The organism is Streptomyces sp. NPDC102514, assembly GCF_055584525.1.
The window spans coordinates 728,335-754,175 of sequence record NZ_JBVJLW010000001.1 but is presented as its reverse complement, the minus strand read 5'-3'; the positions used below and the strand labels follow the sequence as shown (position 1 = coordinate 754,175).

Sequence of the window (25,841 nt, the reverse complement as noted above, 5' to 3'; positions counted from 1 at the left end):
GGCAGCCGTGGCGCGGGCGCCCCTCGCCCAGCCGTCCCCGTCCCGTCGCTGTCCCCGCCCCGTCCCGTCGCCCTCCCCGCCCCTGTAGTCGTTCAGCCGGCTTCAGCCGGTTCTGTCCAGAAGTTCCTGGAGCACCGACTCGGGATCGCGGAGGACCGAGACGAGCAAAGCCTTGTCGTACCCGGAGTCGCCGAGCAGGGAGCGGGCCGTCGACTCGTACTGGTCCCGTACCGGTCCGAGTTCCGGAGTGCCCCGCTGCGGATGGCCGACGGCGGCCCAGTAGTTCTCGCCTGCTCCGTACGCGGCGACCGCGGGCCCGCCGGCGCCCTGCGCGGCGAGCGCCGAGGCGAGCAGGTCCAGGCCCAGCGCGATGCCGAAGCTGTCACCGATGCGGCGTTTGCCGTCGAGCATGGCGGCCGCGTGTTCCGCGGCCTCCTCGGCGCGGTCCTCGAACAGCGCGAGCAGCGCCAACTGGTACTCGGCGTACGACCGGGTCCACCACTCGCCGCGTACGAGACAGTCCCGCCGCAGGTCACCTGCCTCGCGGCGGGCCTCCTCATGCAGTCCTTCTCCCGTCATGGCGAAGACGCGGACCAGACGGCACAGCACGATGCCCACGGAGGCGAAGGGCCCGCCTTCCGCGCTCCTCAGGGCCGTGTCGACGACGAACCGCGCGGCCATCGGCCTGCCCCGCAGCAGATGGACCAGCCCCTGCAGATAGGCGGCGTGCAGCGCGCCCTCGGACTCCTCCTGGGCCGCGGCCTGGCGCTGGCACGCCAGGGCGAGCCGCTGCGCCGCGTCGTGCTCGCCGCACAGCACCCGGGCGACGCCCAGGGACCACAGGGCCCGGGTCCGTACCGCTCCCGGTTGCTCCGTCAGTGCCAGGGCCTCCTCCAGATAGCCCGTGGCCTCCCGCAGGTGACCGCAGCAGCTCCAGAAGAAGCCCAGCAGCCCGGCCAGTTCGAGCGCGTGCTGCGGCCGGCCGGTGAGGAAGTGGTCGAGCGCGGCGCACAGGTCGGCGTGGGCCGCGGAGATCCAGCGGTACGCGTCGATCTGCGTCGGGCCCAGCCAGTCGGCGTGGGCCCGCCGGGCACGGCGCAGGAAGTACGCGGCGTGGCGCCGGGACAGCACCTCGGTCTCGTCGAGTTCCCCGAGCCACATACGGCCGTATTCACGCAGTGTGTCGAGCATCCGGAAGCGGCCGTCCACGCGGGCCACGACGGACTTGCGCTCCAGGCCGGCGAGCGCCCGCTCGACGTCCGAGGCGCGCAGGGTCTCGTCGGCGCACACCGCGCGCACCGCGTCGGCGTCCACGGCGTCCCGGAACACCGAGAACCGGGCCCACAGCAGACGCTCCGCGGGCTCGCACAGCTCGTGGCTCCAGCCGATCGCGGTGCGCAGCGTGCGCTGCCGGAAGTGGACGCGGCCCGCGCGGACGGAGTTCTGCGCGGAGAGGTCCAGGCGTGCCCGCAGGAGTTCTTCGACCTCGTCGAGCGTGTGGTGGGCCAGCTGGCCCGCCGCCAGCTCCAGGGCGAGCGGAATCCCTTCCAGGCGCCGGCACAGACGGGCGGCGACCAGGACGTCCTCCGGACCCATCGGGCCGGTTCCCGTCGCGGCCGCCCGCCGGCAGAAGAGTTCCACGGCGTCGGAGGCCGGTGGCAGCGGCTCCACGACGACGCGGTGCTCGCCGTCCATCCCCAGCGGCTCCCGGCTGGTCACCAGCACGGTGACTCCCGGGCAGTCGTCGAGGAGACGGGTGAGCAGGTCGCGGCAGGCCGCCGAGAGGTGCTCGCACGAGTCCAGCACCAGCAGGACGTCCTTGCCCGCCAGCCAGGCGCACAGCGCGTCCAGCGGTTCGGCCGTCGCATGGTCGGCGAAGTCGAGGGCGTCGGCGACCGTGGCGAGCAGGAGGCGGGGGTTCGTCAGCGGCCACAGGTCGGCCCAGGCGACGCCTCTCGCACCGGTACGCATCACCTGTTCCGCCGCGTGCAGCGCGAGCCGGCTCTTGCCCACGCCGCCCACGCCGGTGAGGACGACCAGTCGGTGCCGGTCCAGTGCGTCGGCGACGCGCGCCAGTTCCTGGCGTCGTCCGACGAGTTCGTCAGGGGGCTCAGGCAGGTTCCTCAGCACGGTGACCGTCTTTCGTGTGCGTCGCTCGGACAGTGTCCGAAGCGGTGGTCGTCGTAGGTGATGCACGTGGTGCGTGCGGTGCGCGTGGTGCGTGCAGTGCGCGTGGTGCCGTGCAGTGCGCGTGGAGTGCGCGGTGTGCGCGGTGCGTGCGGTGTGCATGGGGTGCGCGGTGCGCGTGGGGTCGGCGATACGTCCCACGCGCCTGGTTCGCGGGATGCGTCTGGGCCGGCGTCGGCACGGCATCTCGGATCGGTCCCCTCAGTCCGTCGCGGTCACGGTCGCGGCCGGAGCCGTGGCCGCGGCCGCGGCCGGCGGCGGTGTCATGGCCCACCGCACGGCCGATGTCATGGCCGAGCCGAGCGGCCGTACGCACAGGTTCTCGGCCACCGCCAGCCGCGGCAGCCCGAGTTCCGTGGTGGCCCAGGCGGGCAGCAGGGACACCGCGTTCGCGGCCAGCACCCCGTAGGGGAGCCGGGCGGGCAGCGGCAGCGGCGGATTCAGCAGCAGGAAGCGCGCGGCGTCGCGGGCCTGTGCGGTCGCCCGCAGTTCCGGGCGGTACGCGTCGAGCCGTTCGGCCAGTTCCGCCCGGTCGCGCGGCGGATCGACGACGCCCAGCGCGGCGGCGACGCGCGCCATGTCCGCGACGTACCCGTCGCACTCCGCGGCCGTCAGCGGGCGGCGGCCGTAGCGCTGGTGGGCGCGCAGAAAGCTGTCGGCCTCGGCGACGTGGACCCAGCCCAGCAGATGCGGGTCGCTCGCACGGTAGGGCATGCCCTCGGGGGTCGTCCCGGTCACCCGTTCGTGGACCGAGCGCACCAGCGCACAGGCCTGCTCGGCGCTCTCGGCGGTGCCGTACGTCGTCGTCGCCAGGAACGTACTGGTGCGCTGGAGCCTGCCCCACGGGTCGCCGCGGAAGCCGGAGTGGGCGGCCACCGCGGCCATGGCGAGCGGGTGGAGCGACTGCAGGAGCAGGGCCGAGAGCCCACCGATGAACATCGACGCGTCCCCGTGCACCCGGCGGACGGGGCGCTCCGGGCCGAACCAGCGCGGGCCCGGCGTGTCGTGGATGCGGGCGCGGTTGCGGGGGCCCTCGGGTCCTGCCACCCGGGCGAAGAGCCCGCTGCCCAGGCGTTGGCGCAGTCCGTCGACGCGGGAGGCTCTGTTCGGTTTCATCGGTGCCGTGCTCTCCTGTGGGGCGGTTGCTCACGGGCGCGCGTCGCACACGCCACCCGCGCCCGGTGCGGGTCGGCACCCGCACCCCGCCGGTCCGGTCCGGCGGCTGTCGGGCGCACTCCCCACCCTTGATTCCGGACTCCGGAGGCGTTCGGACGCACCACCGGTCCGCGAAATCCGCGCGGGCGGCGCGCCGGGGCGTGGACCGGGCGCCGGCCCGCCCGGGGAGACGCGGCGCCCGGCGGGGACGCGTGGTCCGGGACGCCCGGTGATCCGGGAGGCCGAGTGGTCCGGGTCGTACGCCGTCCCGGTAGCGTGCCGACATGAGCGAGTCACTGTCCGATCCGGCCCCGTCCGTCACTGCCCGTCGAGCCCGTGAGCTGGGGATCTCCGTCGGTGACCTGCCCACGGGGCCGCACAACGCCCTGACCGATGTGCCCGGGGTCCGCGTCGGGCACACCACGCTCGTCCGGCCGCCGCGGGTGCACAGCGGTGTCACCGCGATCGTGCCGGACGGGGTGGGCCCCGGCAGCCCGCTGCCCGCCGGGGTGTTCGCGGGCAACGGCTACGGCAAGCTCCTCGGGACCACGCAGCTCGCCGAACTCGGCGCGCTGGAGACACCGGTCCTGCTCACCTCGACGCTGTCCGCGTTCAGGGTCGCGGACGCCCTGGTCGGCTGGGTCCTGGAGCGGCCCGAGGGGGCCGCCGCGCGGAGCCTGAACCCGGTCGTGGGCGAATGCAACGACGGGCTGCTGTCGGACATCCGCTCGCGTCCGGTCCGTGAGGAACACGTCCGGGCCGCGCTCGACACCGCGTGCGACGGGCCGGTGGCCGAGGGCAGCGTCGGCGCGGGCACCGGGATGACCGCGCTGGGGTTCAAGGCCGGTATCGGCACCTCGTCGCGACGCGTACCGCTGGCCGGCCGGGACGTCACACTCGGCGTGCTCGTCCAGGCCAACTTCGGCGGCACGCTACGGGTGTCGGGCCGTGCGGTCACGCCCGCCGACGTCGGCGTACCGACCACGGACCCGGGCTCCCCCACGAGCGCCGCGCCCGAGGCCGGTTCCTGCATGGTCGTGGTCGCCACCGACGCGCCGCTGGACGCCCGGCAGTTGACCCGCCTCGCCCGGCGCGCCGTCTACGGACTCGCCAGGGTCGGCGCCGCGTACGGACACGGCAGCGGCGACTACGGCCTCGCCTTCGGCACGCGTCCCCTGGGCACGCCCGCCGGGCCCGCCGTGGTGCCCGACGACCGGCTGGACCCCCTCTTCGTCGCCGTTCTCGACGCCGTCGAGGAGGCCGTCCTCAACTCCCTGCTCTCCGCCACGACGACCACGGGGCCGTACGGCCACACCCGCCACCCCCTGCCCGCGGCACCGCTCCTCGCCCTGCTGGGCCGAGAGGACCCGCGCGCCGCGGGAGGTCGCAGCGGTACGCGTTCTCCCTGAACTCGGGCGCGGGCCTTCCTGCCGGCCGTCCGGGCAGCCCTGCCAGGCCCTTCCTCAGGCCCTGGCAGGCCCTTTCTCATGCTCGGTCGAGGGCTACGGGCCCCGGAGGTCCCGCGTCGGGTCCCGTCACGCGTGGGTCCGCGGGGCGGGGGGCGTAGATCGGAGCGTCGGCCTGGTAGAAGAGGTCGATGTCGGCCTCCTCACCGCCGACGATCAGGGTGTCCCACGCACCGCTCTCCTGGAGCGTCCGCAGGGTCGACGGCGCGAGCGAGGCGAGGTGTTCGCGCAGTTCCTCGTCGGAGGGCATGCCGGGAAGGCGGGTCTCCAACCGGTCACGTATCGCCCGCATGCGCTCAAGCAGCGCGTCCAGGTCGGGCTGCTCCACCTTGGCCTCGGACCCGGCGTCCGCGGGCCCACCGGCCTGCACCATGGCGGCGACCGGGGAATCGGCCTGCTCCATGCTGCGGGCGATGATGTCCTTGATCGCGCGGGTGGCGCCCTGCTCGTCCGTGGTGACCATGGCGTTCCACGCGCGGCTCTTGTGCCGGTACTGCAGCATGGACATCGCGGCCTCGTGCCGGATGAAGTCGGCGTCGCGCAGCGGCCTGCCCTGCCAGGTGCGGCTGAGCGAGCGGGCCAGCGAAACGGCTGAGGCGAGACCGCTGTTGAGACCGCGCCCCGGCCAGAAGTGGATGGCGTTGGCGGCGTCGCCCAGCAGGAATCCGTACGTTCCCGGGGTCGTCGCGGTGGAGCGGGTCAGCTGCGCGGTGAACCTGGGGCGCTGCACCATGTCCAGCCGGAACGAGGTGATGGCGCTGAGGTCGTCCTCGGCCACACCGAACAGCTTGAGGCCCTCCCGGATCCGCTTCCACAGGTGCGAGCCGCGCAGCAGGGCGGGCAGGAAGAGGGTGCCGTGGGTGGGACAGACGAACTCGTTGTCCTCGTGGCGGCTCATGACGCAGGGGCGGGCGGCGATGCACTCCTCGAAGACCTGCCGGACGGGATCGATGCCGATCACGGCCTTGGTCTCCTCGCGGGTGAGCCTCATGTTCAAGAAGCCCTCGCCGCGCAGCGAGTTGAGCAGGAACCGGTTCTGCGACACGGTCAGCAGGACGCTCATCTGGTCCGTGAGCGGCGACTTGACGCGCAGCCCCAGCACCACGTCCTGGAGGTGTTCGCCGTCGAGGGAGTAGATCGACGCGTCGGCCGCGCCGAAGCGGTCGGCGTAGTGCTCGCGGGTGCGGGACCGTCCGCCGTCGCAGATCGCCAGGACATGGTCGTTGGCGACGCGGTGCTCGTGCTCCGAGGGGTCGAAGCGCTTGGGCACGAGACGGATCGCCGACTTGCTGTTGGCCAGCGCCAGCAACTGGTCCTCGACGTACGCGATCCGGATGTTGCGGGGCGGCCGGCCCTCGATGGAGTCGGGACCCACGGGCCACATCTCGGAGAAGTGCCGCCCCTCGTCGAACAGCGCGGACTGCATCTCCTCGGTCAGCGCGAGGTACTGGCGGCTCTGGATGGTGACGACCTGCTGGCGGCGGACGTTGCCCAGCGTCTCGTCCTTCCAGGTCACCGTCGTACCGTTCTTGACCCAGCGTCCCTCGTAGACGGTGATGAACACCCGTCCCTGCAGGGCGTTTTCGAGCATGAGGGCGAACGCGAGGCCGACCGGGCCCCCGCCGGCGATCGTGACGCGGAGCGCGCTGGGGTTCGCCAGGGCCGTGGGGCGCGGCACGTCGAGCTGGGAGAGGTCCATGACCGTCTCCAGCGCCTCCTGCGTCTCGAACAGGAAGGTCTCGTCGCCGATCCGGATGACGTCACCCGGGGCCAATGGGTGCCGGGTGATGCGCCGTTCGTTGACGTAGGTGCCGTTCCTGCTGTTGCGGTCGTGGAGGACGAACGCGTCGTCCTCCACGACGATCTCGGCGTGCAGCCGGGAAGCGCTGGTGCTGACAATGATCACATCGTTGTCGCTCTTGCGACCGAACCGCAGGGCAGCGGTGCCCAGCACCACGCTCTGACCGCTGAAGGGACCCGTGCGTCCCACGATGACCGACGACACTCAAACTCCTGTCAGACATGCCCCGGTGCCGGGCGGGACCGCACCGGGCGGCCGATCCGGCACGAGGGCCAACTGGACCATCACAAGCAGGGAACCCGGGTGCGGTCGGGCCGCACCGGGCCGGTCAGCGGGCGGCGGTACGCAGAGGGTGCACGGCCGCCGCCCGGACCGTCACTCGCATGTCAGCGTGAACGGCACCGTGTCGGAGATGTTCTGCTGCGACGACTTGATCTCCACGCCCATCGCACTCGCCAACGTCCCCTCCTGCGCGTACGTCGTCACACGTATCGTCTCCTGGTGGGTGCGGGGCCCGCCTTCCGAGAAGGTCAGCGCCCGCCACGTCTTGTCGACCACCGACCCTTCCGCCGAGACCCATCGGTAGGTGAACCGCACGGGCAGTTCCGTCACTTCGAAGGTCGCCGTGAACGCGGGAGCCTCCCCCTGCGGCGGCGGGCAGGCTCCCTTGTACGTGGTGTTCGTCCCCGTGACCGCCACCGTCACCGGGGGCTGCCCCGCGGCGCCCGAGCCGTTGCCGTCGGCGCCCTCGGAGGGGGAGCCGTTCTGTGCCTGCTGTGCGGAGGAACTCGTCTCCGCGCCGGGGCTCTTGCCGTCCGCCCGGTCATCGTCGTCACGCGTCAGGGCGTAGCCCAGCCCGCCCAGGAGCAGGGCGGACACGGTCGCCAGCGCCACCACCAGGTAGCCCTTGCGCTTGCTCCGCGGCTGGGCCGGGGCGGGCGTCTCCGCGGTGACCGGGCTGCTCGCCGTCGGCAGCGAGTACGCCGGCTGGGTCTGCGGCGGGGTGAGCGACGCCGCAGGCTGAGCGGGTCCGAAGGTGCCGGTCGGGCTGGTGGGGCCGGTGCTGTTGCTGGTGGTGCTCGTCGCCGTCGCACCGAAGGGTGAGACCTGCGGCGCGTTGTGCGCCTGCCCGGCGGGTGCGTCGACGACGGTCTCCGACGTGTTGCCCGCGGAGGCGGGCTGCGCCTCGGGGCGTACGCCCCCGGTCTGCGCGTCGGCGGTCGCCGCCGACGTGGCTTCGGTCGCCGCGGTCTGCGCCGCCGCGGCGTGCGTCACGGCGGTCCGTGCCGCCGCGGCTTCCGTGGCGGCGGTCTGTGCTGCCGTGGCGGGGGTTTGCGTCGCTGCGGCTTCCGTGGCGGCGGTCTGCGTCGCCGTGACGTCCGAGGACGTCACCCGCGTCGCGATGCGCGGATCCTCGGTGGGCGCGTCGAGGGTCACGTCCGAGGTCATGTCGGACGAGGAGGACTGCGCGGCGGCGGTCACCGTGGGCGTGGATTCCGTCGACGTGACGTCCGCCCCGGGCGTGCCGCCGGCCGCTATGAGCCGCAGGTCCCGCGCCGTCTGTTCGGCGGAGGCCCGCTCGGCGGGGTCCTTGCGCAGAAGACCCTCGATGACCGGGGCCAGGGGGCCGGCCCGGTGCGGGGACGGCGGCTCGTCGTCGACGACGGCGCGCAGGGTGCCCAGGGCGCTGTCCTGCCGGAAGGGCGAACGGCCCTGCACGGCGGTGTGGAGCAGGACACCGAGGGACCACAGGTCCGTGGCGGGGCCGAGGGCGCGGCCCAGGGCCTGTTCCGGTGCGAGGTACTCGGGTGAACCGACGACCTCGCCGGTCATGGTGAGCGCGGTGTCGCCGACCACCATGGCGATACCGAAGTCTGTGAGGACCACCCGGTCGTCCTCGGCCAGCAGGACATTGGCCGGTTTCACGTCGCGGTGCAGCACATCGGCGGCGTGTGCGGCACGCAGCGCGCTCAGTACCTGGACGCCGATCCGCGCGGTCTCCTGCGGGGTCAACGCGCCCTGCGTTCCGATCAGTTCCGCGAGCGAGCGGCCACGGACCAACTCCATCACGATCCACGGGCGGTCACCGTCGGTGACCACGTCGTGGACGGTGATCACGTTGGGGGCGGTGATACGCGCCGCGGCCCACGCCTCCCGCTCCAGCCGGGTGTACATGCGCTGGATCTTCTCGGCGGACTGCCCGGAGGGGGCGCGCACCTCCTTGATCGCGACCTCGCGGCGCAGCACCTCGTCGCGAGCGCGCCACACGGTTCCCATGCCGCCCTCGCCGAGGGTGGACAACAGGCGGTAGCGGTCAGCGATCAGCCGCTCCGGACTCGCGTCCGGAGACACTGCGTCCTCGTGGTGCATCGGGGCCAATCTCCCTTGTCTTTAGGCATGAATGAGCGCCCGGACATGTTCTGTCCGATCGGCACCTCGCACCACCCAGGTGCTCTCAGCTATCAACTACACGCAGGACAGGGGCCGTTCGGTTGCTGCAGTCTAGCCCTGACGCCGGTCGCGTTCGGACAACGCCAGTCGTATCTTGTCCGTATCTGTTCTGTGCGCACCAGTTGACGCTTCGGATTGCGCTTTGAGACGGGAAGCCGCCCGATGGACTCCCCCACCGGGCGCCCACGCGACGAATCACCATGTCAGCGGCGCCGCAACCCGCCGAAGACACGGCAGGCAGACTACGCACATGCGACTCCCCGCCGAAGCCGTTACCGCCACCGCGCTGATCGAGGTCGTCAGGATCTCCACCCTGCCGACGGAGCGCGACGCGCCGTACCCCGGCACGACGGTCGCCCATTGGATCGACGGCGATGCCATCGACACCCTGGCCCTGATCGGCGAGCTGCCGGACAGCGCACAGCACCGCTGCGGCTTCTCGCCGGGCTGGAGCATCCGGGCGTACGCGGACTCCCTCGGTCCGGCACTGTTCGAGGCGGCCTTCTGCTTCAGCTGCCACGAGGTCCGCATGCACGGGCCGGCCGTGCCGACCGCGCTGCGCACGCAGTTCTTCGACCCGGACACACCGCAGGCCCAAGCCCTCCTGGCCCGCTTCAGGGCCGCGCCCAGCGCCGGCAAGCGGGTTCTCGGTGCGGCTCGCCGCATGATGCGGCAGGGGCGTTGACGGTCGCTCGTAGATCACAGCCGGTGACGTCCGGTCGCGAGCAGCCACGGCGGGACACAGCGCGTGACAGCTGGAAACAGTGCGTCACGGCGGGGTCGCGGGCGCGGCCCAGCGCACCGAACGCCTAGATCAGGTGCCCTATTACCTTCTTATAGGCTTGCCCCGTTCTGGGGCTGCCGGGCAATGGTGCTCAGCGCGACGGGCCACGGGAACCGGGAACGTTTCCGGGCCCTACCTCGCCTCCCATCACCGGACCCTGTCTGTGAAAGGTCTCCCGCACCATGCCCCTGGCCCTGCTGGCCCTTGCCGTCGTCGCGTTCGGCATCGGCACCACCGAGTTCGCCACCATGGGGTTGCTGCCCCAGATCGCCGACGGGGTCGGCGTGTCCGTGCCGCAGGCGGGCAATCTCGTCTCCGCCTACGCGCTCGGAGTCGTCGTAGGCGCCCCCGTCCTCACGGGCATCGGTGCGCGCGTCCCCCACAAACGCCTGCTGCTGCTCCTCACCGGGCTGTTCGTGATCGGCAACGCCGCGTCCGCGCTCGCCCCCAACTTCGGCCTGCTCTTCGCCGCACGCTTCCTGTCGGGGCTGCCGCACGGTGCGCTGTTCGGCGTGGGAGCAGTCGTCGCCTCACGGCTCGTCGCTCCCGACCGGGCGGCCCGCGCCGTCTCGAAGATGTTCCTCGGGCTGACCGTCGCGAACATCGTCGGCGTACCGGCCAGCACGGCGCTCGGGCAGCAGCTGGGCTGGCGCTCCGCCTACTGGACGGTCGCCGTCATCGGCCTCATAGCCCTGGTCGCGCTGGCACTCTTCGTCCCCCACCAGCCACGCGGGCAGCTGTCCGGCATCCGGCACGAGCTGCGGGCCATGGGCAACCGGCAGGTCGTGATCGGCCTGGCCACGGCGGTCGTCGGATTCGGCGGGTTCTTCGCCGTCTACAGCTATCTGGTGCCGATGCTCACGCACCTGACGGGCATCTCGGACACGTCGACCACGCTCGTCCTCGCGCTCTACGGCGTCGGCATGACCGGCGGCACCCTGCTCGCGGGCCCGCTCACCGACCGCGCACTACGGCCGACGCTGTACGGGGGACTCGCTCTCCTCGCCGCGGGGCTGGTGACGTTCTACTTCACCGTCCACAGCACCGTGCCCGCCCTGATCACGATCACCTTCATCGGTGCGATGGGCTCCCTCATCACCACACCCGTCCAGATGCTCCTCATGGCCAAGGCGAAGAACGCTCCGACCATGGCGGCGGCCTCCAACCACTCCGCTTTCAACCTGGCCAACGCGGGCGGCGCCTGGCTCGGCGGCCTGGTCATCTCGGCGGGCTGGGGCTGGGCCGCGCCCAACCTCGTCGGCGCGGCCCTCGCCGTGGCGGGCCTGGGCCTCGCCTTCGCCGGAGGTCGCATGGACCGGGGCGGCCCCCGCTCCGAGACGATCACGAAGTCCGCGGGACCGGCGGCCGGGACCTCGACAGCGGGAGAGGGTACGGAGCACCAGCGCACCTAGCGCGAACCGCGTACCCGGCAACATCAATTCCCGCCCCGGACTGCCGATGTGACGCCTCTCACGCGCCGGGCTCCCCAACTCAAGGGCTCCGGGGCTCTGGGGCTCCGGGGCTCCCCGACTCAAGGGCCCCGGGGCCCCGGGGCGGGCGTGCACCATCATGCTCCGCATGGACACTCGTTTCTCCGGCATCGCGGACCTGGTCGAGACCCCGTCCGTCGCGGTCGTCATCGACGTCATGCGTGCCTACACCGTGGCCGCCTGGGCCTTCGCCCAGGGGGCGGAAAAGATCGTTCTCGCTGAGTCGCTGGACGAGGCCCTGGCGCTCAAGGCCCGTCACCCGGACTGGGTGGCGCTCAAGGACGGCCAGCCCGCGCCCGGGTTCGACGCCGTCAACTCGCCGGGGCTGTTGCGGTCCGTCGACCTCACCGGCCGGACGGTCGTGCAGAAGACCACGGCAGGGACGGTCGGCGCCTTGGCGGTCAAGGGAGCGCAGCTGGTGCTGTGCGCCGGCTTCGTGGTGGCGGAGGCAACCGCTCAGTTCCTGCGGACGCACGACACCGCCAGTGTCACGTTCGTGGTCACCGGCGAGGACGGGCGGGCCGAGGAGGACCTGGCGTGTGCGCAGTACATCGCCCGGCGGGCCACCGGGGCCGGGACGGACGCCACGGAGTTCCTCCGCCGTGCCGCCGCCTCACGCGCCGCCGTAGAACTGGCGGAGGGCAGACGTCAGGGAGCCCATCCCGATGACGTCGCGCTCTGCCTCGAACTCGACCGGTTCCCCTTCGCCATGGTGGCCACCGCGGAGGACTCACTCATGGTCCTGCGCCCCCACCCGATGCCGTAGGACTACGCAGCGCTTCGCGCAGGAGCGTGACGGCCGCCGGGATCTCCGTGTCGCCGATGTTGCCGTAGCCGAGGACGAGCGCCCGTTCCGCGGGCGGGTTCGTGCGGTAGTCGTCGAGATCCGCGAGACGCAGGCCCACGGCGGCGGCCGCCCGGACCGCCCCGCGCGTGTCGGTGTCGTCCGGCAGGTGCAGCAGGATGTGCAGCCCGGCAGCGGTGCCGGCGACCCGCCCCTGCGGCACCTGCTCACCGAGCGTCCGTACCAGCAGATCGCGTCGGGTCCGGAACCGCCGCCGCCCCGCGCGCAGATGGGCGTCGTACCACCCGCGGTCGATGAAGGTGGCGAGCGCGAGCTGGTCGAGCACGGGTGGCGCGGCGGCGACGAGGTTCGCCGCCCGGAGTACAGGCGCCATCGCGGCGGGCGCCACCATCCAGCCCAGGCCGAGCGCCGGCGACAGCGTCTTGCTGACCGAGCCGAGGAGGAAGACCCGGCTCGGATCCATCCCCTGCATGACGGCGACCGGATGGCGGTCGTAGCGGAACTCGGCGTCGTAGTCGTCCTCGATGACGAACCCGTTCATCTCGCGGGCCCAGCGCACCAGACGTCCCCGGCGCGCCGGGGACAGCACCGTTCCCGTGGGGAACTGGTGCGCCGCGCCGACGACGACGGCCCGGGCCGGCGTACGCGCGAGGTCGTCGACACGCAGGCCGTCGTCGTCCACGGGCACGGGGTGTACGCGCAGACCGGCGCCGGTGGCGGCGTCCCGCAGCCGCCCCCAGCCCGGGTCCTCCACGGCCAGATCGGCGATCCCCTCGGCGCGCAGGGCCCGGCAGGTGCGTACCAGACCGTCGGTGACGCTCGCGCACACCGACACGGACCCGTCGTGTGCGTCCGCGCCGCGCGAGCGCCGCAGGTACTGCGCGAGGGTGGTACGCAGCTCCGCGTGCCCGGCGGGGTCGGGCAGGCCCAGGTCGTAGTGGACGGCCGAGCCGGTGACCCCCCGGACGGCGTCCGCCCAGCGGCGGCGGGGAAACGCCCGCAGGTCGGGCAGGCCGGGCGCGAGGTCGTACCGGATCGGTGGCCGTGCCGGTGCGCGCGGCGGGCGGGAACGCGGCGGCGCGGTGTCGGGCGACCACGAGACACGCGTGGCGGAGCCCACCCGGGCGCAGAGGTATCCCTCCGCGACGAGTTGCCCGTACGCCTCCGTCACGACCCAGCGCGAGCAGCCCAGTTCCTCCGCGAGGGCGCGGCTCGGGGGCACGGCGGCGCCCTCCGCCAGTCGGCCGTCCCGGATCGCGGTGCGCAGCGCGCGGGCCAGGCGATCGTGCAGCCGGCGGCGCCCGCCGCCCGCAGGTCCCACGCCCTCAGATCCGATGTCCAGCAGGGTCGCCCACGCGAGATTGGTCTGGGAAATGGTCACGGGATTGGAGCGTACCGCCGATCCGAATCCGCCTAGCGTCGGGGACATGATGAAGAACCTGGTCCTCGGGGCCATGCTGTTCGGCACCACCACGGACGAGCGGCGGTCGTTCGCTCTCCTCGACCGTTTCGTGGACGCCGGAGGCGTCTGGATCGACACCGCCAACTGCTATTCGTTCTGGGCGGATCCGAGCGGATTCGGCGGCCAGAGCGAGTCGCTGCTCGGCCGCTGGCTGGCCCGCCGCCCGGGTGTTCGTGACCGCGTCCGGATCAGCACCAAGGTGGGCTGCGAGCCGACCGTGGCCGGACGGTTCCCGGAGACGGCCGAAGGCCTGTCGGCCGGGGCCGTCAAGAGCGGGATCGAGGGCAGTCTCCGACGCCTGGGCACGGATCACGTGGAGCTGTACTGGGCCCACAAGCCCGACCCGGCCACCCCGCTGGACGAGACGGTGGCCGCCTTCGACGAGCTCGTGTCCGCGGGTACGGTCGGTCGGCTCGGCTGCTCCAACTACCCTGTCTGGCAGGTCGAACGGGCCCGTCAGCTCGCACGGGCGAACGGCGGTTCCGGCTTCACCGCGGTGCAGCTGCAGCACACGTATCTGCAACCGCGCCCCGCGACCCGGCCCTCCGTGGTGCACCGGTTCGGCGCGGTCACCGATGAGGTGCTCCACTACCTGGAGCAGCACCCGGACATGGCCCTGTGGGCGTACACGCCGCTGCTGGGCGGCGGCTACACCCGCACGGACAAGCCCCTGCCCGCGGAGTACGACCACCCGGGCACCACCACACGGCTCACGGTGCTGGACGAGATCGCCGCCGAGACCGGCACGGACCGCAACCGGGTCGTGCTGGCATGGCTGACCGGAGGGAACCCGGCTGTCACACCGATCGCCGGTGTCAGCACGGTCGAGCAACTGGACGAGGCGTTCGCGGGGGTGTCACTGGACCTGACCGCCGACCAGCGCGAACGGCTGGACGCCGCGGTGTGACCCGGGACGGCCGGCCGGCGCAGGCCGCGGGGGCACGTCGTGGCTGCCTGCCGGAGAATGGACGTCGGCGCGTCGGCGGACCACGAAAAGAGGAACAGCAATGCAGCACATCAAACTGCGGGACCTGGACGTTGCCCGTATCGGTCTGGGTGCGATGGGCATGTCCCACGGCTACACCGGCGCCGGAGCCGACGACGCGGAGTCCGTCCGTACCATCCACCGCGCGGTGGAACTGGGCGTCACCTTCATCGACACCGCCGAGGTCTACGGGCCCTACATCAACGAGGAACTGGTCGGCCGCGCCCTGAAAGGACGCCGGGACCAGGTCGTGCTGGCGACCAAGTTCGGCCTGATCTCCCACACCGGCCGCTCAGGCCCCACGGACAGCAGCCCGGAGAACGTCCGCGCCGCCGTCGAGGGCTCGCTCAAGCGCCTGGGCACCGATCACATCGACCTGTACTACCAGCACCGCGTCGACGCCGGCACCCCGATCGAGGACACCGTGGGGTGCCTGGCCGAACTCGTCACCGAGGGCAAGATCGGGCACATCGGTCTCTCCGAGGCCGGCCCCGACACCATCCGCCGCGCCCACGCCGTGCACCCGGTCACCGCTGTCCAGTCCGAGTACTCACTGTTCACCCGCGACCCCGAGGCCCGCGTGCTGCCCGTACTGCGCGAACTGAACATCGGCTTCGTCCCCTTCTCCCCGCTGGGGCGCGGATTCCTGACCGGTGCGATCCGCTCCACCGAGCAGTTCGACTCCACCGACTTCCGTGCGGACAACCCCCGGTTCACCGACGAGAACTTCCAGCACAACCTGCGTCTGGCCGACCAGGTCGCCGCCGTCGCCGTCCAGATCGGGGTCACCCCGGCCCAGGTCGCCCTCGCCTGGCTGCTGGCCCAGGGCGACGACATCGCGCCCATCCCCGGCACCCGGCGGGTGGCCCGCGTCGAGGAGAACACCGCCGCCGACGCCGTCAGCCTCACGGACGAGCAACTGGCCCTGCTCAGCAGCCTTCCGCCGGCCGCCGGTGACACCCACACCGAGGCCCAGATGCGCATCATGGAACGCTGACACCTGCAGTCATAGGTAGCAGGCAGCGTCATGAGGTGTCAGGCAAACACGGTGGCCCCCGGAACATGTGTTCCGGGGGCCACCGACGTCTGGCTGTGAGATCAGGCGGGGGTGATGTTCTCCGCCTGCGGGCCCTTCTGGCCCTGCGTGACGTCGAAGTTCACGACCTGGCCTTCCTGGAGCTCACGGAAGCCGGAGGCGTTGATGTTCGAGTAGTGGGCGAAGACGTCGGGGCCGCCACCCTCCTGCTCGATGAAGCCGAAGCCCTTCTCGGCGTTGAACCACTTGACAGTTCCCTTGGCCATGCTGGTGCCTTCCAGTCGATATCGGACCCACACCACGTGAGCCCGGAGGTGATCGCCCTGGTCCTGCACTGCACAGCAAAATGCCCGCACCGGAGCGCGGGCAGGTACTGCGAACCACGACATCTGACGATGACGCTACACGGCAGAACCGCCCACCACCAGGGACCAAGACCCAAGATCCGAACCGCGTCGCACGACCTGCCCGACGCCCCTGTAGGTGACACCATGTCAGCCGCCCGGCAGGCAGTTGCGCGGAGTCAGTTCCCCACGCCGAGGCCGGACATGAATGCCGACGGGTATCGGTCGCCTCGTGCCGAGCCCGGCGGCACCGCCTTCTCGATTTCGGCCAGGTCGTCCGCGGTGAGGTCCACGGCCAGCGCGGGCAGTGCCTCGGCCAGCCGTTCCCGGGTGCGGGCGCCGACCAGCGGCACGATGTCCTCGCCCTGTGCGGCCACCCAGGCGATGGCCAGCTGGGCGACGGTGCACCCCTTCGCCTCGGCGACCCGGCGCAGGGCCTCCACGAGGGTGAGGTTGTGCTCCACATTGCCGTCGGAGAACCGCGGACTGAAGCTGCGGCCGTCACCGGGGCCCGCGGCACGCTCCGCGGACCAGTGCCCGGAGATGAGACCGCGGCTGAGCACGCCGTACGCGGTCAGGCCGATACCGAGTTCCCGCAGCGTGGGCAGGACGTCCGCCTCCACCGCGCGGGAGATCAGCGAGTACTCGATCTGCAGGTCCGCGACCGGATGCACGGCGTGCGCCCGGCGGACCGTCGCGGCGTCGACCTCCGAGAGACCGAGGTGCCGTACGTATCCGGCATCGATCATGTCCTTGATCGCGCCGACCGTCTCCTCGATCGGCACGTCAGGGTCCAGCCGGGCCGGCCGGTAGATGTCGATGTGGTCGGTGCCCAGCCGAGTCAGTGAGTAGGCCAGGAAGTTCTTCACCGCCTCCGGGCGGCCGTCGTGCCCGCCGAACCCGGGGCCGGGTCCCCGCAACATGCCGAACTTGACGCTCAGCTGGTAACTGTCCCGGTCCCGCCCGCGCAGCGCCTCGGCGAGCAGCAGCTCGTTGTGGCCCATCGCGTAGAAGTCGGCGGTGTCGAACAGCGTGACTCCGGCCTCCAGCGCGGCATGCACGGTGGCGATGCTCTCGGCGCGGTCGGCGGCACCGTAGGCCCCCGACATCCCCATCGCGCCCAGGCCCAGCGCGGAGACGGCCGGGCCGGTGCTGCCCAGGGTCCGTGTCGTCATCATGTTCTCCGTCGTCGTCACGTCTTCTGTCGTCGTCACATCTTCTGTCGTCATCACGTTCTCCTTCGTCGTCGGTCGCCACCCACTGTGGGTCCGCGCAGCCGCGTACGGGAGCGGAGCGTTCATCATGGGAGCGCCGCTCCCTGGCTCCGTCCGCCCGCGCGAGGGACCATGGCTGCATGGAACGTGATCAGCTCGCGGACTTCCTGCGCCGCCGACGGGAGTCGATCCGCCCCGCCGAGGTCGGCATCACCGACGGTCCGCGCCGCCGCACCGCCGGTCTGCGCCGGGAAGAGGTGGCCATGCTCGCCGGTATGTCGGTGGACTACGTCGTACGCCTCGAACAGGGCCGCAGCAGTCAGCCGTCGACGCAGCTCCTGGGCGCGTTGGCCCGGGCATTGCGTCTCTCCGACGACGAGCGCGACCACCTCTTCCACCTGGCAGGGCATCGGCCCCCGCCCGCCGAGGGGGTGGCCCGGCTGGCCCGTGCGGGCCTGATCCGTATGCTCGATCTGCTCGGTGACACCCCGGCCCTGGTGCTGTCCGACCTGGGCGAGATCCTCGCCCAGAACCGGACCGCCCTGCTGCTCACGGGCGACCTCACCGACATCTCCGGCGACCGGCGCTATGTCGTGTACCGCTGGTTCACCGATCCCGCCGCCCGTGCCGTCTGCCCGCCCGAGGAGCAGGAGAATCACGGCCGCCGGCTCGTGGCGGACCTGCGCGCGGCGGTCGGCCGCCGATCGGGCGACGCCGCGGTCGCCGGTCTCGTCGAACGGTTGCAGGCCGCGAGCGCCGACTTCCGCCTGCTCTGGACCGAGCACGAGGTGGCGGTCCGGCGCACCGACCGCAAGACCTTCCTGCACCCGAAGGTCGGCCGGCTGACGATGGACTGCGAGACCCTGGTCACCCCGGATCAGGGCCAGCAGCTGCTGGTGCTCACTCCGGCGGACGCCGAGGCCCGCGAACGGCTGGACCTGCTGCGGGTGCTCGGCGTCCAGGAGTTCCCCACGGGAGCCACCGGCCCGCCCGTACGGTAAATCGGCCGCCCACGGGCCGCCGATTCGAGTCGCCCCGTCCCATCCCTTCCCGCATCGCATCACAGCAGGCCGGGCATACACCGGCCCAGCAGCTCAGCTGACACCTGCCCGACTACCTGGCTACCTGGCTACCTGGATTCGGTGACGTCCACGTCCGCACCGACGCTCCCGCCCACCGCCGGCTCGCCGCCACCGTCTTCGTCGGCCGCACCCGTGGAAACAAGCGCGCAAGGCACCCCTCCCCCAAGGCACCCCTCCGCTTCGGATGCCGTACCGCATTGAGACAGTCCGGCGGAGTGACTATCGTCGAGGGGTGAGTGAGCGTGTGATGCAAGAGCCGACCTTGATGGTGCTGACCGCCCTCGCGGACGCACCGCGACATGGATACGCGATCGCGCAGGAGGTCAAGGCGATGACCGGCGGTCGTGTCGTGCTGCGTACGGGTGCCCTGTACGGGGCCCTGGACCGCCTGCTGGCCGACGGCCTGATCGACATCGAACGCGAGGAGGTCGCCGACGGCCGGGCCCGGCGGATCTTCACCTTGTCCGTGTCGGGACGGGATCGGCTGACGGCCGAGGCCGAGCGCCTGGCCGCGACCGCGAAGGAAGCCACGCGCCGGCTGTCCGTGACCCGGCCGTCGGCCGCCACCAGTTGATCGAGCACGTGCTGCGGCTGTATCCCGCCGCCTACCGGCGCGCCCATGGCGGGGAGATCGCCGCGACCTACCGCGAGTTGACGGAGGGCGAGCCGCTGGGCTCGCGGCTGCGCGAGGGCGCGGGCCTGGCGGCGCACGCGATGAGGATGCGACTGGGTCTGGGGCCGACCGCTCCTGCCGCGCGGGTGCTCGCTCTGGCGTACCCCTTCGCCCTGGCCGTCTCCGCCACCGCGTGCGGCCTGCACCTTCTGCGCTGGTACGCCGCTCTGGTCTCCTCCCCCACCCCGTTCTGGGTGCAGCTTCGAGGGGACCTGTCCGGGGCGTGGGGTGCGCTGCTCGTCTCGTCGCTGATCGGATGCGTGGGAGCGGCGGCGGCGCTGACCGGCCGGTGGCGCACGGGGGTGCCCCTCACGGTGGCCGGGCTGCTCTCCTTCGCGGCGGCCGTGGTGGTCAGCGGACCGGCGTACGGTGACCCGGTCGTCACCCCGACCGCGTTCGCCCTGACGGCGGCCGTGGTGCTCGCATGCCCGCCGGACCGACGCCCGGAGGTGACCGAGGAGGGCCGGGCGGGTTCGGCCGGCGCCGTGATCGCGCTCGTCGTCGTGCCGTGCGCGGCCGTCGACGCTCACGCGGTGCCGTGGGTCAGTACCGACTACGGGTGCTGGCCGCTGCTCGTGCTCGCCGCGACCGGTGTCGCACTGACCTGGCGCAGCGGAACGCGAGGCGGCCTTGAGCTGGGAGTGATGGCTCTGGTGTCCCCGGCCCTGCTCGCCCACGTCTACACCACGGCGTGGGGCGAGACGACTGCCGTCCTGGGGCTTGCGGCCGTACTCGCGGCAGCAGCGGTGATCGCCCCGCTGGTCGGCCGCTCGGCACGAACCGGACGCACCGCCCCCTGAACGAAGGCTCTGTACGGCCTACTCACCCAGGCCTTCTTGCCGATCCGAACGTCCTGTCGCGACCGAGCGATGCCGGATACTCCGTTTGACGTAGCATTCCGTTCGACGGACTATCTGTCGGGTCCGCGCGAGAGGACGCTCATGCCGTTCACCCTGTCCCACCCCGCGGCCGTACTGCCGCTGCTGCGACGACCCTTCGGCCGGACCGCGCTGATCGCCGGCACCCTCGCACCGGACATGCCCTACTTCGTGGTCACCACGGGCCTGCCCGTCAGCGCGCAGTCCTGGTACGAACCCTTCGCCAACGCCACCACCTCGCACACCGCTCTCGGCGCCGTCACCGTCTCCCTGCCGTACGCCCTCGCACTCTGGATCCTGCTCCGCGCCGGCCATCGCCCGTTGGCATCCCTGCTGCCGATACCCGCCCCCGGGCCACCACCCCGGACGGCCGGCGCGCTGAGCCGTCGGGCCGGGTGGATCGTCGTGTCCGCCCTGGTCGGCATCGCCACGCACCTGGCTTGGGACGCCTTCACCCATCACGACGGCTTCTTCGTCACCCATGCGCCCTGGCTCAGCTCCCCACTGGCGGGCAGCCTCACCTGAGCGCGAGCGCTGCAACATGCCAGCACGGTCGGGGGCTTGGCCGCCACCACGGTGTACGTGTGGCGCAGGCGCGCCCACCTCCTCACCGACAAGGTCCGCACCGGCCCCAGCAACTCGACGCGGGGTCTCACCGTCCTCGCCGTCGCCGCGCTCACGCTCGTCGGAGCGGTCGCCCACGCCTGGTGGCGCGCCGCCACGCAGGCGACGCCGACCGGACTGCCGCTCGGCGACGTGATCGAAGGAGTGCTGTCCGACGCGGCGAAGGGCTCGGGCGTCGCCCTCATCGGCTTCGGGGTCCTCTACATGGCCGGATGGTGGATCTGGCACACCGTCACATCGCCCCGACGGGCAGTGGATGCCACCCGCCCCACAAGGAGAATCCCTCAGTGAAGCGCAAGTTGAAGCATCCGTCTCCACATTTCACACACAATGAACGCTTTAAGTTCACATTAGGTATGCTCCAACAGCTTCATCCGCACCACTGAGGGGGGTCTTCTCATGCGCATACGCTCTGCGCTGACCGCAGTTGTCACCATCGGCACCTTTGCCGCGCTCTCCACCGGTACCGCCCAGGCGGCCGAGTACTCGTCCGCGCTGAAGGTCAAGGGCGTCCAGTACGACGCACCCGGCACCGACTCGAACCGCTGTTCCGGGGGGAACACGAAGGACGAGTACCTGACCATCAAGAACTACTCCCGCACCGCGACGGTCAACCTCAAGGGTTACGTCGTCAAGGACGCCACCGGGAACAAGTTCACTTTCACGGCCAGCCACAAGCTGGAGCCCGGCGACTACGTGAAGCTGCGCGGCGGGCGCGGCACCGACTCCGACGCCGGCAATGTCGTGTACCGCCAGAACTGCAATTTCATCTGGAACAACGACAAGGACACCATCTACCTGTACAAGCCCAGCGGCGCCAGGGCGGACGTCCACTCGTACACCAAGCGCGCGAACGACCGCGACGGCAACGGTTACATCACGTACCACGGCTGACGCACAGCCCGGACGCCCTCCTGCCGGACTTCCCGCGGGAGGGCGCCCGGGCCCGTGATCACATCGCGAGACAGGCTTGCATCAAGGCCCTGACCAGGCGTTGTCTCTCACGGTGAGTACCGAACGACCCGAACAGCACGCGACCGACAACGACACCGCAGGCGACCGTTCCGCGCGCCGCGCCGTCACCCTCTTCCCCGTCCTCGTTCTCGCCGCGGGCGCCACGGGGCTGCTGCTCCCGGGCAGCTTCGCCGGCTGGGGCGAGTCGGTGCCGTACCTGCTGGGTGTGGTGATGTTCTGCATGGGCGTCACGATGACCCCGCAGGACTTCCGCGGTGTCGCCAGACGGCCCTGGGCGGTGGCCCTCGGACTGGTCGCGCACTACGTCATCATGCCGGGACTCGGCTGGCTCATCGCCCACCTGCTGCAGCTCCCGCCGCAGCTCGCGGCAGGCGTCATCCTCGTCGGCTGCGCCCCCAGCGGCACCGCTTCCAACGTGGTGACGTATCTGGCACGCGGTGACGTGGCGCTGTCGGTCTCCGTGGCCACCGTCTCCACCCTCGTCGCCCCGCTCGTCACTCCGCCGCTGACGCTGCTGCTGGCAGGCGAGTATCTGCCCGTCGACGCCGGCTCGATGGTCGTCGACATCCTCAAGACCGTGCTGCTGCCGGTCCTCGCGGGGCTCGCCGTCCGGCTGCTGGCGAGCCGCTATGTGCAACGCGCCCTGCCGGTGCTGCCCTGGCTGTCCGCCGTGACCATCGGGGTGATCGTGACCGTGGTGGTGGCGGGCAGCGCCGACGCCATCAAGTCGGCGGCCCTGCTGGTGTTCGTCGCCGTCGTGCTCCACAACGGTCTCGGGCTGGCACTCGGCTACGGCGCGGGACGGCTCACCAGGATGGGCGAGCCGGCGAGCCGCGCCATGGCCTTCGAGGTCGGCATGCAGAACTCGGGGCTGGCGGCTTCGCTGGCCACCGCCCACTTCAGCCCGCTGGCCGCGCTGCCCGCCGCCGTCTTCTCCGTCTGGCACAACATCTCCGGCGCCCTGGCCGCCGCCTGGCTGTCACGCCGCCGACCCTGACCGTCCCACCGGATTCGGATTCGGATCCGGCGACGGGATGGCGCGGCGGCGGGCTCTGCGGCCCGAGGCCGAAGGGGCCGGTGGTCCGCGGCTTGTCAGTGGCTGGTGGCACGATCGCGGGCATGACATCGATCGACGAGCAGTTCGTTCGCGAGACAGCCGCCGAGTACGGCGTTCCCGGCCCCGTGGCACAGGAGTTGAGGGCCCGATCCCGGCCGTGCCTCTATCTGGTGCCGTACGAGGAACTTCCCACGTCCCAGCAGGAGAACGCCCGCCCGGCCGCGCGAACGGGCGGGCTCCCCTCCCTGCCGGACGGGGTGGACTGGCCCGACGGGAAAGGGCCGTTGGTGCTCAGCATCGACTGCGAGGCCCTGCCCCACGGCGCTCTGGACATCGAACTGCCCGCCGACGGACACCTGTTGCTCTTCACCGAGATCGAGTACCCGCCGGAGTCGTCCGTGGTGGTGCACGTTCCGGCCGGAACGCCCACCACCGAGCGCGCCGCGACGTACGAGTTCGACGGTGAGCCCATGCAGGTGACGGTCTACGAACCACAAACCCTCTACCCCCTGGCCGGACTCACCCTCGACGAGGACTGGCGGGACTCTCCGGCCACCCGCGCCTTCCTGGAGGACGGCGGAAAGGGTGACGCGCTGGACAGTTTCGAGGAGGCCGTCCTCGACGCGGCCTCCGGCGGAAACCGCCCAGGCGTCTGCGTACAGATCGGCGGCTTCTCCAACTCGTGGGACGTCGCACCGGACGAGGGCGACCTCGTACTCTTCGCACAGATGGCAGGGCAGGCGATCGACTACAACGTCTACACGATGAACCTGATCGTGGGCACCCGCGAGGACATCGCCGCCCGGCGGTACGCCAACCTCCAGTACGAGCAACAGTGCTGACCTCGAACAGACAGCGCCCGCTCTGACCTGTTCGGTGTGGGCGCATGCAGATTTAGTGGCGTATGCGTAGGCATGATCTCCGTGCTCGGGGGCACCCGAGTCCGGTGCCCTATGTATCTACGGAGCTCGTTGCACAGGTGAGGTTTGCTCTGGTTCAGGCCGGCTTCCAGGTACTGAGCGACACGGAGCTCGGTGTTCCCGGATTGCGGGTGACCGAGGTGTCGGCCGGCGCCCTGGTCAGCTGGACGGCCTCGGACGAATTCGCCTCGCTGGCCCGTGAACGGAGCGGCTGCGCTTCGAGCGACGACAGCATAAGGGTGATCGTGAAGGTCGCCGTGTCAGGGCTGCTCCTACGGCTCGGACACAGCGTCGCCGAACCAGCGGCCGACGGCGACCTGCTCGTGCTCGCCGACGCGATCTCCGCGCCGGACGGCAGCGACCGATAGGCGGGTGTCCACGGGCAGCTATTTTCACGGGAAAGCCGTGGTGAGCGCTCGGCGGACGAATGCGCCGGTTCGGTGTGCGGACATGTCGCGCCCAGGGTGGGACGCTGGTCGTGGCCGGCCGCTGACGCGCGGGTGCGCGGCAACGGCCGGAAGGCGCGAGGGACCGAAGATCTCCCCCGGCTCGGACCTCGCGCGAGGCGCCCTCCCGGCGGTGCGAGATGGCGGGAGTTGCCTCTCTGGGCGCGCCTGGAGGACGAAGGCCGGAGCCGCGTAGTCGGCGATGCGGCTCCGGCCGGCCTCGACGGCCGACTACTGCCCGGGGCCCAAAAGCCCGTGGCATGGACCACGGCCCCACGCCTCGTCAGACACCAACGCCGACGCCTACGCATGGCTATGTGCCCGCAAGCTGGGCCGGTTTCCTCAACCGATCACCGGGCACCCGTCGGATGATCGGCCGTACAGCGGCAAGCCAGACCCGGCGCACTGCGCCCAGAAGTACGGAGGACCACCGTGTTGAAGGCCATCGCAGATGTCATTCGCTCCATCGGCGGAGCCATCGCCACCGTCGTCACCCTGCCTTTCCGTGCCGTGGCACGCCTGTTCGGCGGCGCATCGAGCTCCGCCCACGGACACCACTGATGAACGAGGCCCCGAGCGCGCAGTGACGCGCCGCCCCTCCCCCATCACGCATGCCCGGCTGGAACCCCCGTCCAGCCGGGCATGCGAGGGTTGCGGCAGCGGGCGCCGTTCGGCCCGGAAACCATGTCCAGCAGCCAGCTGGTCACGACGCGATCGGTGTAGGTCTCTCGTGGGGTGTGGGCCGTGGCAGTGGTAGTCGGGCCATCACCCTGAAGCCGCCTTCCGGGCGCGTGCCCGCGGTGAACTGGCCCTGTAGCAGGGCGACTCGCTCGCGCATGCCGGCGAGGCCGTAGCCGGCGTGGGCTGCGTCGTTGCCCGGTCCGCGGCCGGTGTCGGTGATCTCCAGGGTCAACTCCGTGTCCCGGTGGTCGACACGGACCAGGCACGAGTGGGCGCCCGCGTGTCGGACCACGTTGGTGACCGACTCCTGGACGATGCGGTACGCGGACAGGTCGATGTCCGGAGGCAGAGGCCGTCGCCGACCGTGCCACTGCACGACGACGCGCACCCCCGCCGCCGTGGTGGCCGCGGCCAGCCCGTCGATGTCCGACAGGCTCGGTGAAGCGCCCGCGGTGTCCGCCTGACGCAGCGCGCCGAGCATCCTGCGCAGTCCGGACAGCGTCTCCCGGCTCGCGTTCTCGACCTCGCCGAGTGCTTCCCTGGCCCGGGCCGGTTGCGTGTCGATGACGCGGCGGGCGGCACCCGCCTGGAGGGCGACGATGCCGATGGTGTGCGCGACGACGTCGTGCAACTCCCGCGCTATGCGCAGACGTTCGGCGGTGGTGGCCTGGACGGCGGCCTGGGCCCTGGACTGCTCGGCATGGAGCCGGGACTGCCGGGCGGAGTTGCCGAGGAGCCAGGCCACGAACACCGTGAGGGCCACGGCCAGTTGCGCCGAGGTGTTGATGCTGCCGCCCCCGGACAGCCGTACCGCCAGCGGGATCATCAGTACCGTGAGTGCCATCCCTGCCGCGCAGGCCGAGGTGCGTCGCGCGGTGGAGGCCGCGACGAAGTACAGGGCGACGTCCGGCGCAAGGAACTGCACCAGCGGAAACTCGTCGGCCTGGCCGAGCAGCGCCGCTCCGAGGGCCGAGCCCAGCAGCAGGAGGCCGTAGGCCACGAGCGGGCGACCGCGCAGGAGCCGGCAGGCGGTCAGCACGAGGGCGGCGGCGCCCAGCAGGATCGGGGCGCTCACATACGTCAGGTCGAAGCCGGGGACGATCTGGCCGTCGCGGACGTAGTCGCCCGGCAGGACGAAGAACTCGTCGACGCACGCGAAACCCATGGCCCCGCCCCAGACGACCGCCGTCCAGTGACCGGGCGACAGGCGCTTGAGCAGCGGCGGTCGACCTGGATGCGCTGACATGGCGCGAGCATAGGGGCGCTCGTGGTGCCGGAGCATCGGCCTGCGGGCTTACATCCTCGGGTGACAGTCCGGTGCCGGC

The 25,841-nt window shown here is 71.6% G+C and carries 24 protein-coding genes; 16 read left to right on the top strand and 8 right to left on the bottom strand.

Annotated elements, in window-relative coordinates; all coding sequences use genetic code 11:
• Positions 1-102: 102 nt before the first annotated feature.
• Together ACZ60E_RS03425 and ACZ60E_RS03420 are read right to left on the bottom strand one after the other, a co-directional pair.
• Positions 103-2,130 (bottom strand): ATP-binding protein, encoded by a 2,028-nt coding sequence (locus ACZ60E_RS03425; protein WP_469437579.1) that lies wholly within the window; start codon positions 2,128-2,130, stop codon positions 103-105.
• Positions 2,131-2,388: 258 nt separating this feature from the next.
• Positions 2,389-3,303, bottom strand: coding sequence for an oxygenase MpaB family protein (locus ACZ60E_RS03420; protein ID WP_469437577.1), 915 nt, complete (start codon positions 3,301-3,303; stop codon positions 2,389-2,391).
• 323 nt (positions 3,304-3,626) lie between these two features.
• Here ACZ60E_RS03420 and ACZ60E_RS03415 point away from each other — a divergent pair, with 323 nt between their 5' ends.
• Positions 3,627-4,751 (top strand): P1 family peptidase, encoded by a 1,125-nt coding sequence (locus ACZ60E_RS03415; RefSeq protein WP_469437575.1) that lies wholly within the window; start codon positions 3,627-3,629, stop codon positions 4,749-4,751.
• Positions 4,752-4,827: 76 nt separating this feature from the next.
• Here ACZ60E_RS03415 and ACZ60E_RS03410 read toward each other — a convergent pair whose 3' ends face one another.
• Positions 4,828-6,813 (bottom strand): FHA domain-containing protein, encoded by a 1,986-nt coding sequence (locus ACZ60E_RS03410; RefSeq protein WP_469437573.1) that lies wholly within the window; start codon positions 6,811-6,813, stop codon positions 4,828-4,830.
• A 171-nt stretch (positions 6,814-6,984) separates the two neighbouring features.
• A complete protein-coding gene (locus ACZ60E_RS03405; RefSeq protein ID WP_469437571.1) occupies positions 6,985-8,979 on the bottom strand; it encodes a serine/threonine-protein kinase in 1,995 nt (664 codons plus the stop codon).
• A gap of 331 nt (positions 8,980-9,310) precedes the next feature.
• On the opposite strand from ACZ60E_RS03405, the gene ACZ60E_RS03400 reads away from it, so the two are divergent.
• From ACZ60E_RS03400 to ACZ60E_RS03390, 3 genes are all read left to right on the top strand, one after another.
• Positions 9,311-9,745 (top strand): hypothetical protein, encoded by a 435-nt coding sequence (locus ACZ60E_RS03400; protein ID WP_469437567.1) that lies wholly within the window; start codon positions 9,311-9,313, stop codon positions 9,743-9,745.
• 281 nt (positions 9,746-10,026) lie between these two features.
• Positions 10,027-11,256, top strand: a complete 1,230-nt coding sequence (locus tag ACZ60E_RS03395; protein ID WP_384797429.1) for an MFS transporter — start codon at positions 10,027-10,029, stop codon at positions 11,254-11,256.
• 166 nt (positions 11,257-11,422) lie between these two features.
• Complete coding sequence (locus ACZ60E_RS03390; protein WP_469437564.1) at positions 11,423-12,100, top strand: 2-phosphosulfolactate phosphatase; 678 nt, start codon at positions 11,423-11,425, stop codon at positions 12,098-12,100.
• Here the strand turns inward: ACZ60E_RS03390 and pdxR are convergent.
• Complete coding sequence (gene pdxR, locus ACZ60E_RS03385) at positions 12,069-13,520, bottom strand: MocR-like pyridoxine biosynthesis transcription factor PdxR (RefSeq protein WP_469437562.1); 1,452 nt, start codon at positions 13,518-13,520, stop codon at positions 12,069-12,071. The genes ACZ60E_RS03390 and pdxR overlap by 32 nt on opposite strands.
• A gap of 46 nt (positions 13,521-13,566) precedes the next feature.
• Between pdxR and ACZ60E_RS03380 the strand changes: the two genes are divergently transcribed.
• Positions 13,567-14,508, top strand: a complete 942-nt coding sequence (locus ACZ60E_RS03380) for an aldo/keto reductase (RefSeq protein WP_469437560.1) — start codon at positions 13,567-13,569, stop codon at positions 14,506-14,508.
• 100 nt (positions 14,509-14,608) lie between these two features.
• Positions 14,609-15,583, top strand: a complete 975-nt coding sequence (locus ACZ60E_RS03375; protein WP_469437556.1) for an aldo/keto reductase — start codon at positions 14,609-14,611, stop codon at positions 15,581-15,583.
• A 101-nt stretch (positions 15,584-15,684) separates the two neighbouring features.
• Here the strand turns inward: ACZ60E_RS03375 and ACZ60E_RS03370 are convergent, their stop codons facing one another.
• Together ACZ60E_RS03370 and ACZ60E_RS03365 are read right to left on the bottom strand one after the other, a co-directional pair.
• The gene (locus ACZ60E_RS03370; protein WP_107014587.1) at positions 15,685-15,888 is read right to left on the bottom strand and encodes a cold-shock protein; all 204 of its coding nucleotides are present in this window, start codon (positions 15,886-15,888) and stop codon (positions 15,685-15,687) included.
• A 257-nt stretch (positions 15,889-16,145) separates the two neighbouring features.
• A complete protein-coding gene (locus ACZ60E_RS03365; RefSeq protein ID WP_469438325.1) occupies positions 16,146-17,141 on the bottom strand; it encodes an aldo/keto reductase in 996 nt (331 codons plus the stop codon).
• Positions 17,142-17,320: 179 nt separating this feature from the next.
• Here ACZ60E_RS03365 and ACZ60E_RS03360 point away from each other — a divergent pair, with 179 nt between their 5' ends.
• From ACZ60E_RS03360 to ACZ60E_RS03315, 10 genes are all read left to right on the top strand, one after another.
• Positions 17,321-18,181, top strand: a complete 861-nt coding sequence (locus tag ACZ60E_RS03360) for a helix-turn-helix transcriptional regulator (protein WP_469437553.1) — start codon at positions 17,321-17,323, stop codon at positions 18,179-18,181.
• Between the two features lie 313 nt (positions 18,182-18,494).
• Entirely contained in the window at positions 18,495-18,836 is a 342-nt protein-coding gene (locus ACZ60E_RS03355; protein ID WP_469437551.1) for a PadR family transcriptional regulator, read from the top strand.
• 8 nt (positions 18,837-18,844) lie between these two features.
• Positions 18,845-19,735, top strand: coding sequence for a hypothetical protein (locus ACZ60E_RS03350; protein WP_469437547.1), 891 nt, complete (start codon positions 18,845-18,847; stop codon positions 19,733-19,735).
• Between the two features lie 141 nt (positions 19,736-19,876).
• Complete coding sequence (locus tag ACZ60E_RS03345) at positions 19,877-20,338, top strand: DUF4184 family protein (RefSeq protein WP_469437543.1); 462 nt, start codon at positions 19,877-19,879, stop codon at positions 20,336-20,338.
• A gap of 36 nt (positions 20,339-20,374) precedes the next feature.
• Positions 20,375-20,728, top strand: a complete 354-nt coding sequence (locus ACZ60E_RS03340) for a hypothetical protein (RefSeq protein WP_469437541.1) — start codon at positions 20,375-20,377, stop codon at positions 20,726-20,728.
• Positions 20,729-20,836: 108 nt separating this feature from the next.
• Positions 20,837-21,331, top strand: a complete 495-nt coding sequence (locus ACZ60E_RS03335; protein WP_384797400.1) for a lamin tail domain-containing protein — start codon at positions 20,837-20,839, stop codon at positions 21,329-21,331.
• A 112-nt stretch (positions 21,332-21,443) separates the two neighbouring features.
• On the top strand, positions 21,444-22,409 hold the full coding sequence (locus tag ACZ60E_RS03330) for a bile acid:sodium symporter family protein (protein ID WP_384797397.1): 966 nt from the start codon (positions 21,444-21,446) through the stop codon (positions 22,407-22,409).
• Positions 22,410-22,531: 122 nt separating this feature from the next.
• A complete protein-coding gene (locus ACZ60E_RS03325) occupies positions 22,532-23,311 on the top strand; it encodes a DUF1963 domain-containing protein (RefSeq protein ID WP_469437537.1) in 780 nt (259 codons plus the stop codon).
• A gap of 137 nt (positions 23,312-23,448) precedes the next feature.
• Positions 23,449-23,757: a hypothetical protein gene (locus ACZ60E_RS03320; RefSeq protein ID WP_384797391.1), complete on the top strand. Its 309-nt coding sequence runs from the start codon at positions 23,449-23,451 to the stop codon at positions 23,755-23,757.
• Positions 23,758-24,267: 510 nt separating this feature from the next.
• Positions 24,268-24,396 (top strand): LPFR motif small protein, encoded by a 129-nt coding sequence (locus tag ACZ60E_RS03315; protein ID WP_384797388.1) that lies wholly within the window; start codon positions 24,268-24,270, stop codon positions 24,394-24,396.
• Positions 24,397-24,538: 142 nt separating this feature from the next.
• On the opposite strand, the gene ACZ60E_RS03310 is transcribed toward ACZ60E_RS03315, so the two are convergent.
• Positions 24,539-25,762 (bottom strand): sensor histidine kinase, encoded by a 1,224-nt coding sequence (locus ACZ60E_RS03310; protein ID WP_469437534.1) that lies wholly within the window; start codon positions 25,760-25,762, stop codon positions 24,539-24,541.
• Positions 25,763-25,841 lie beyond the last annotated feature (79 nt).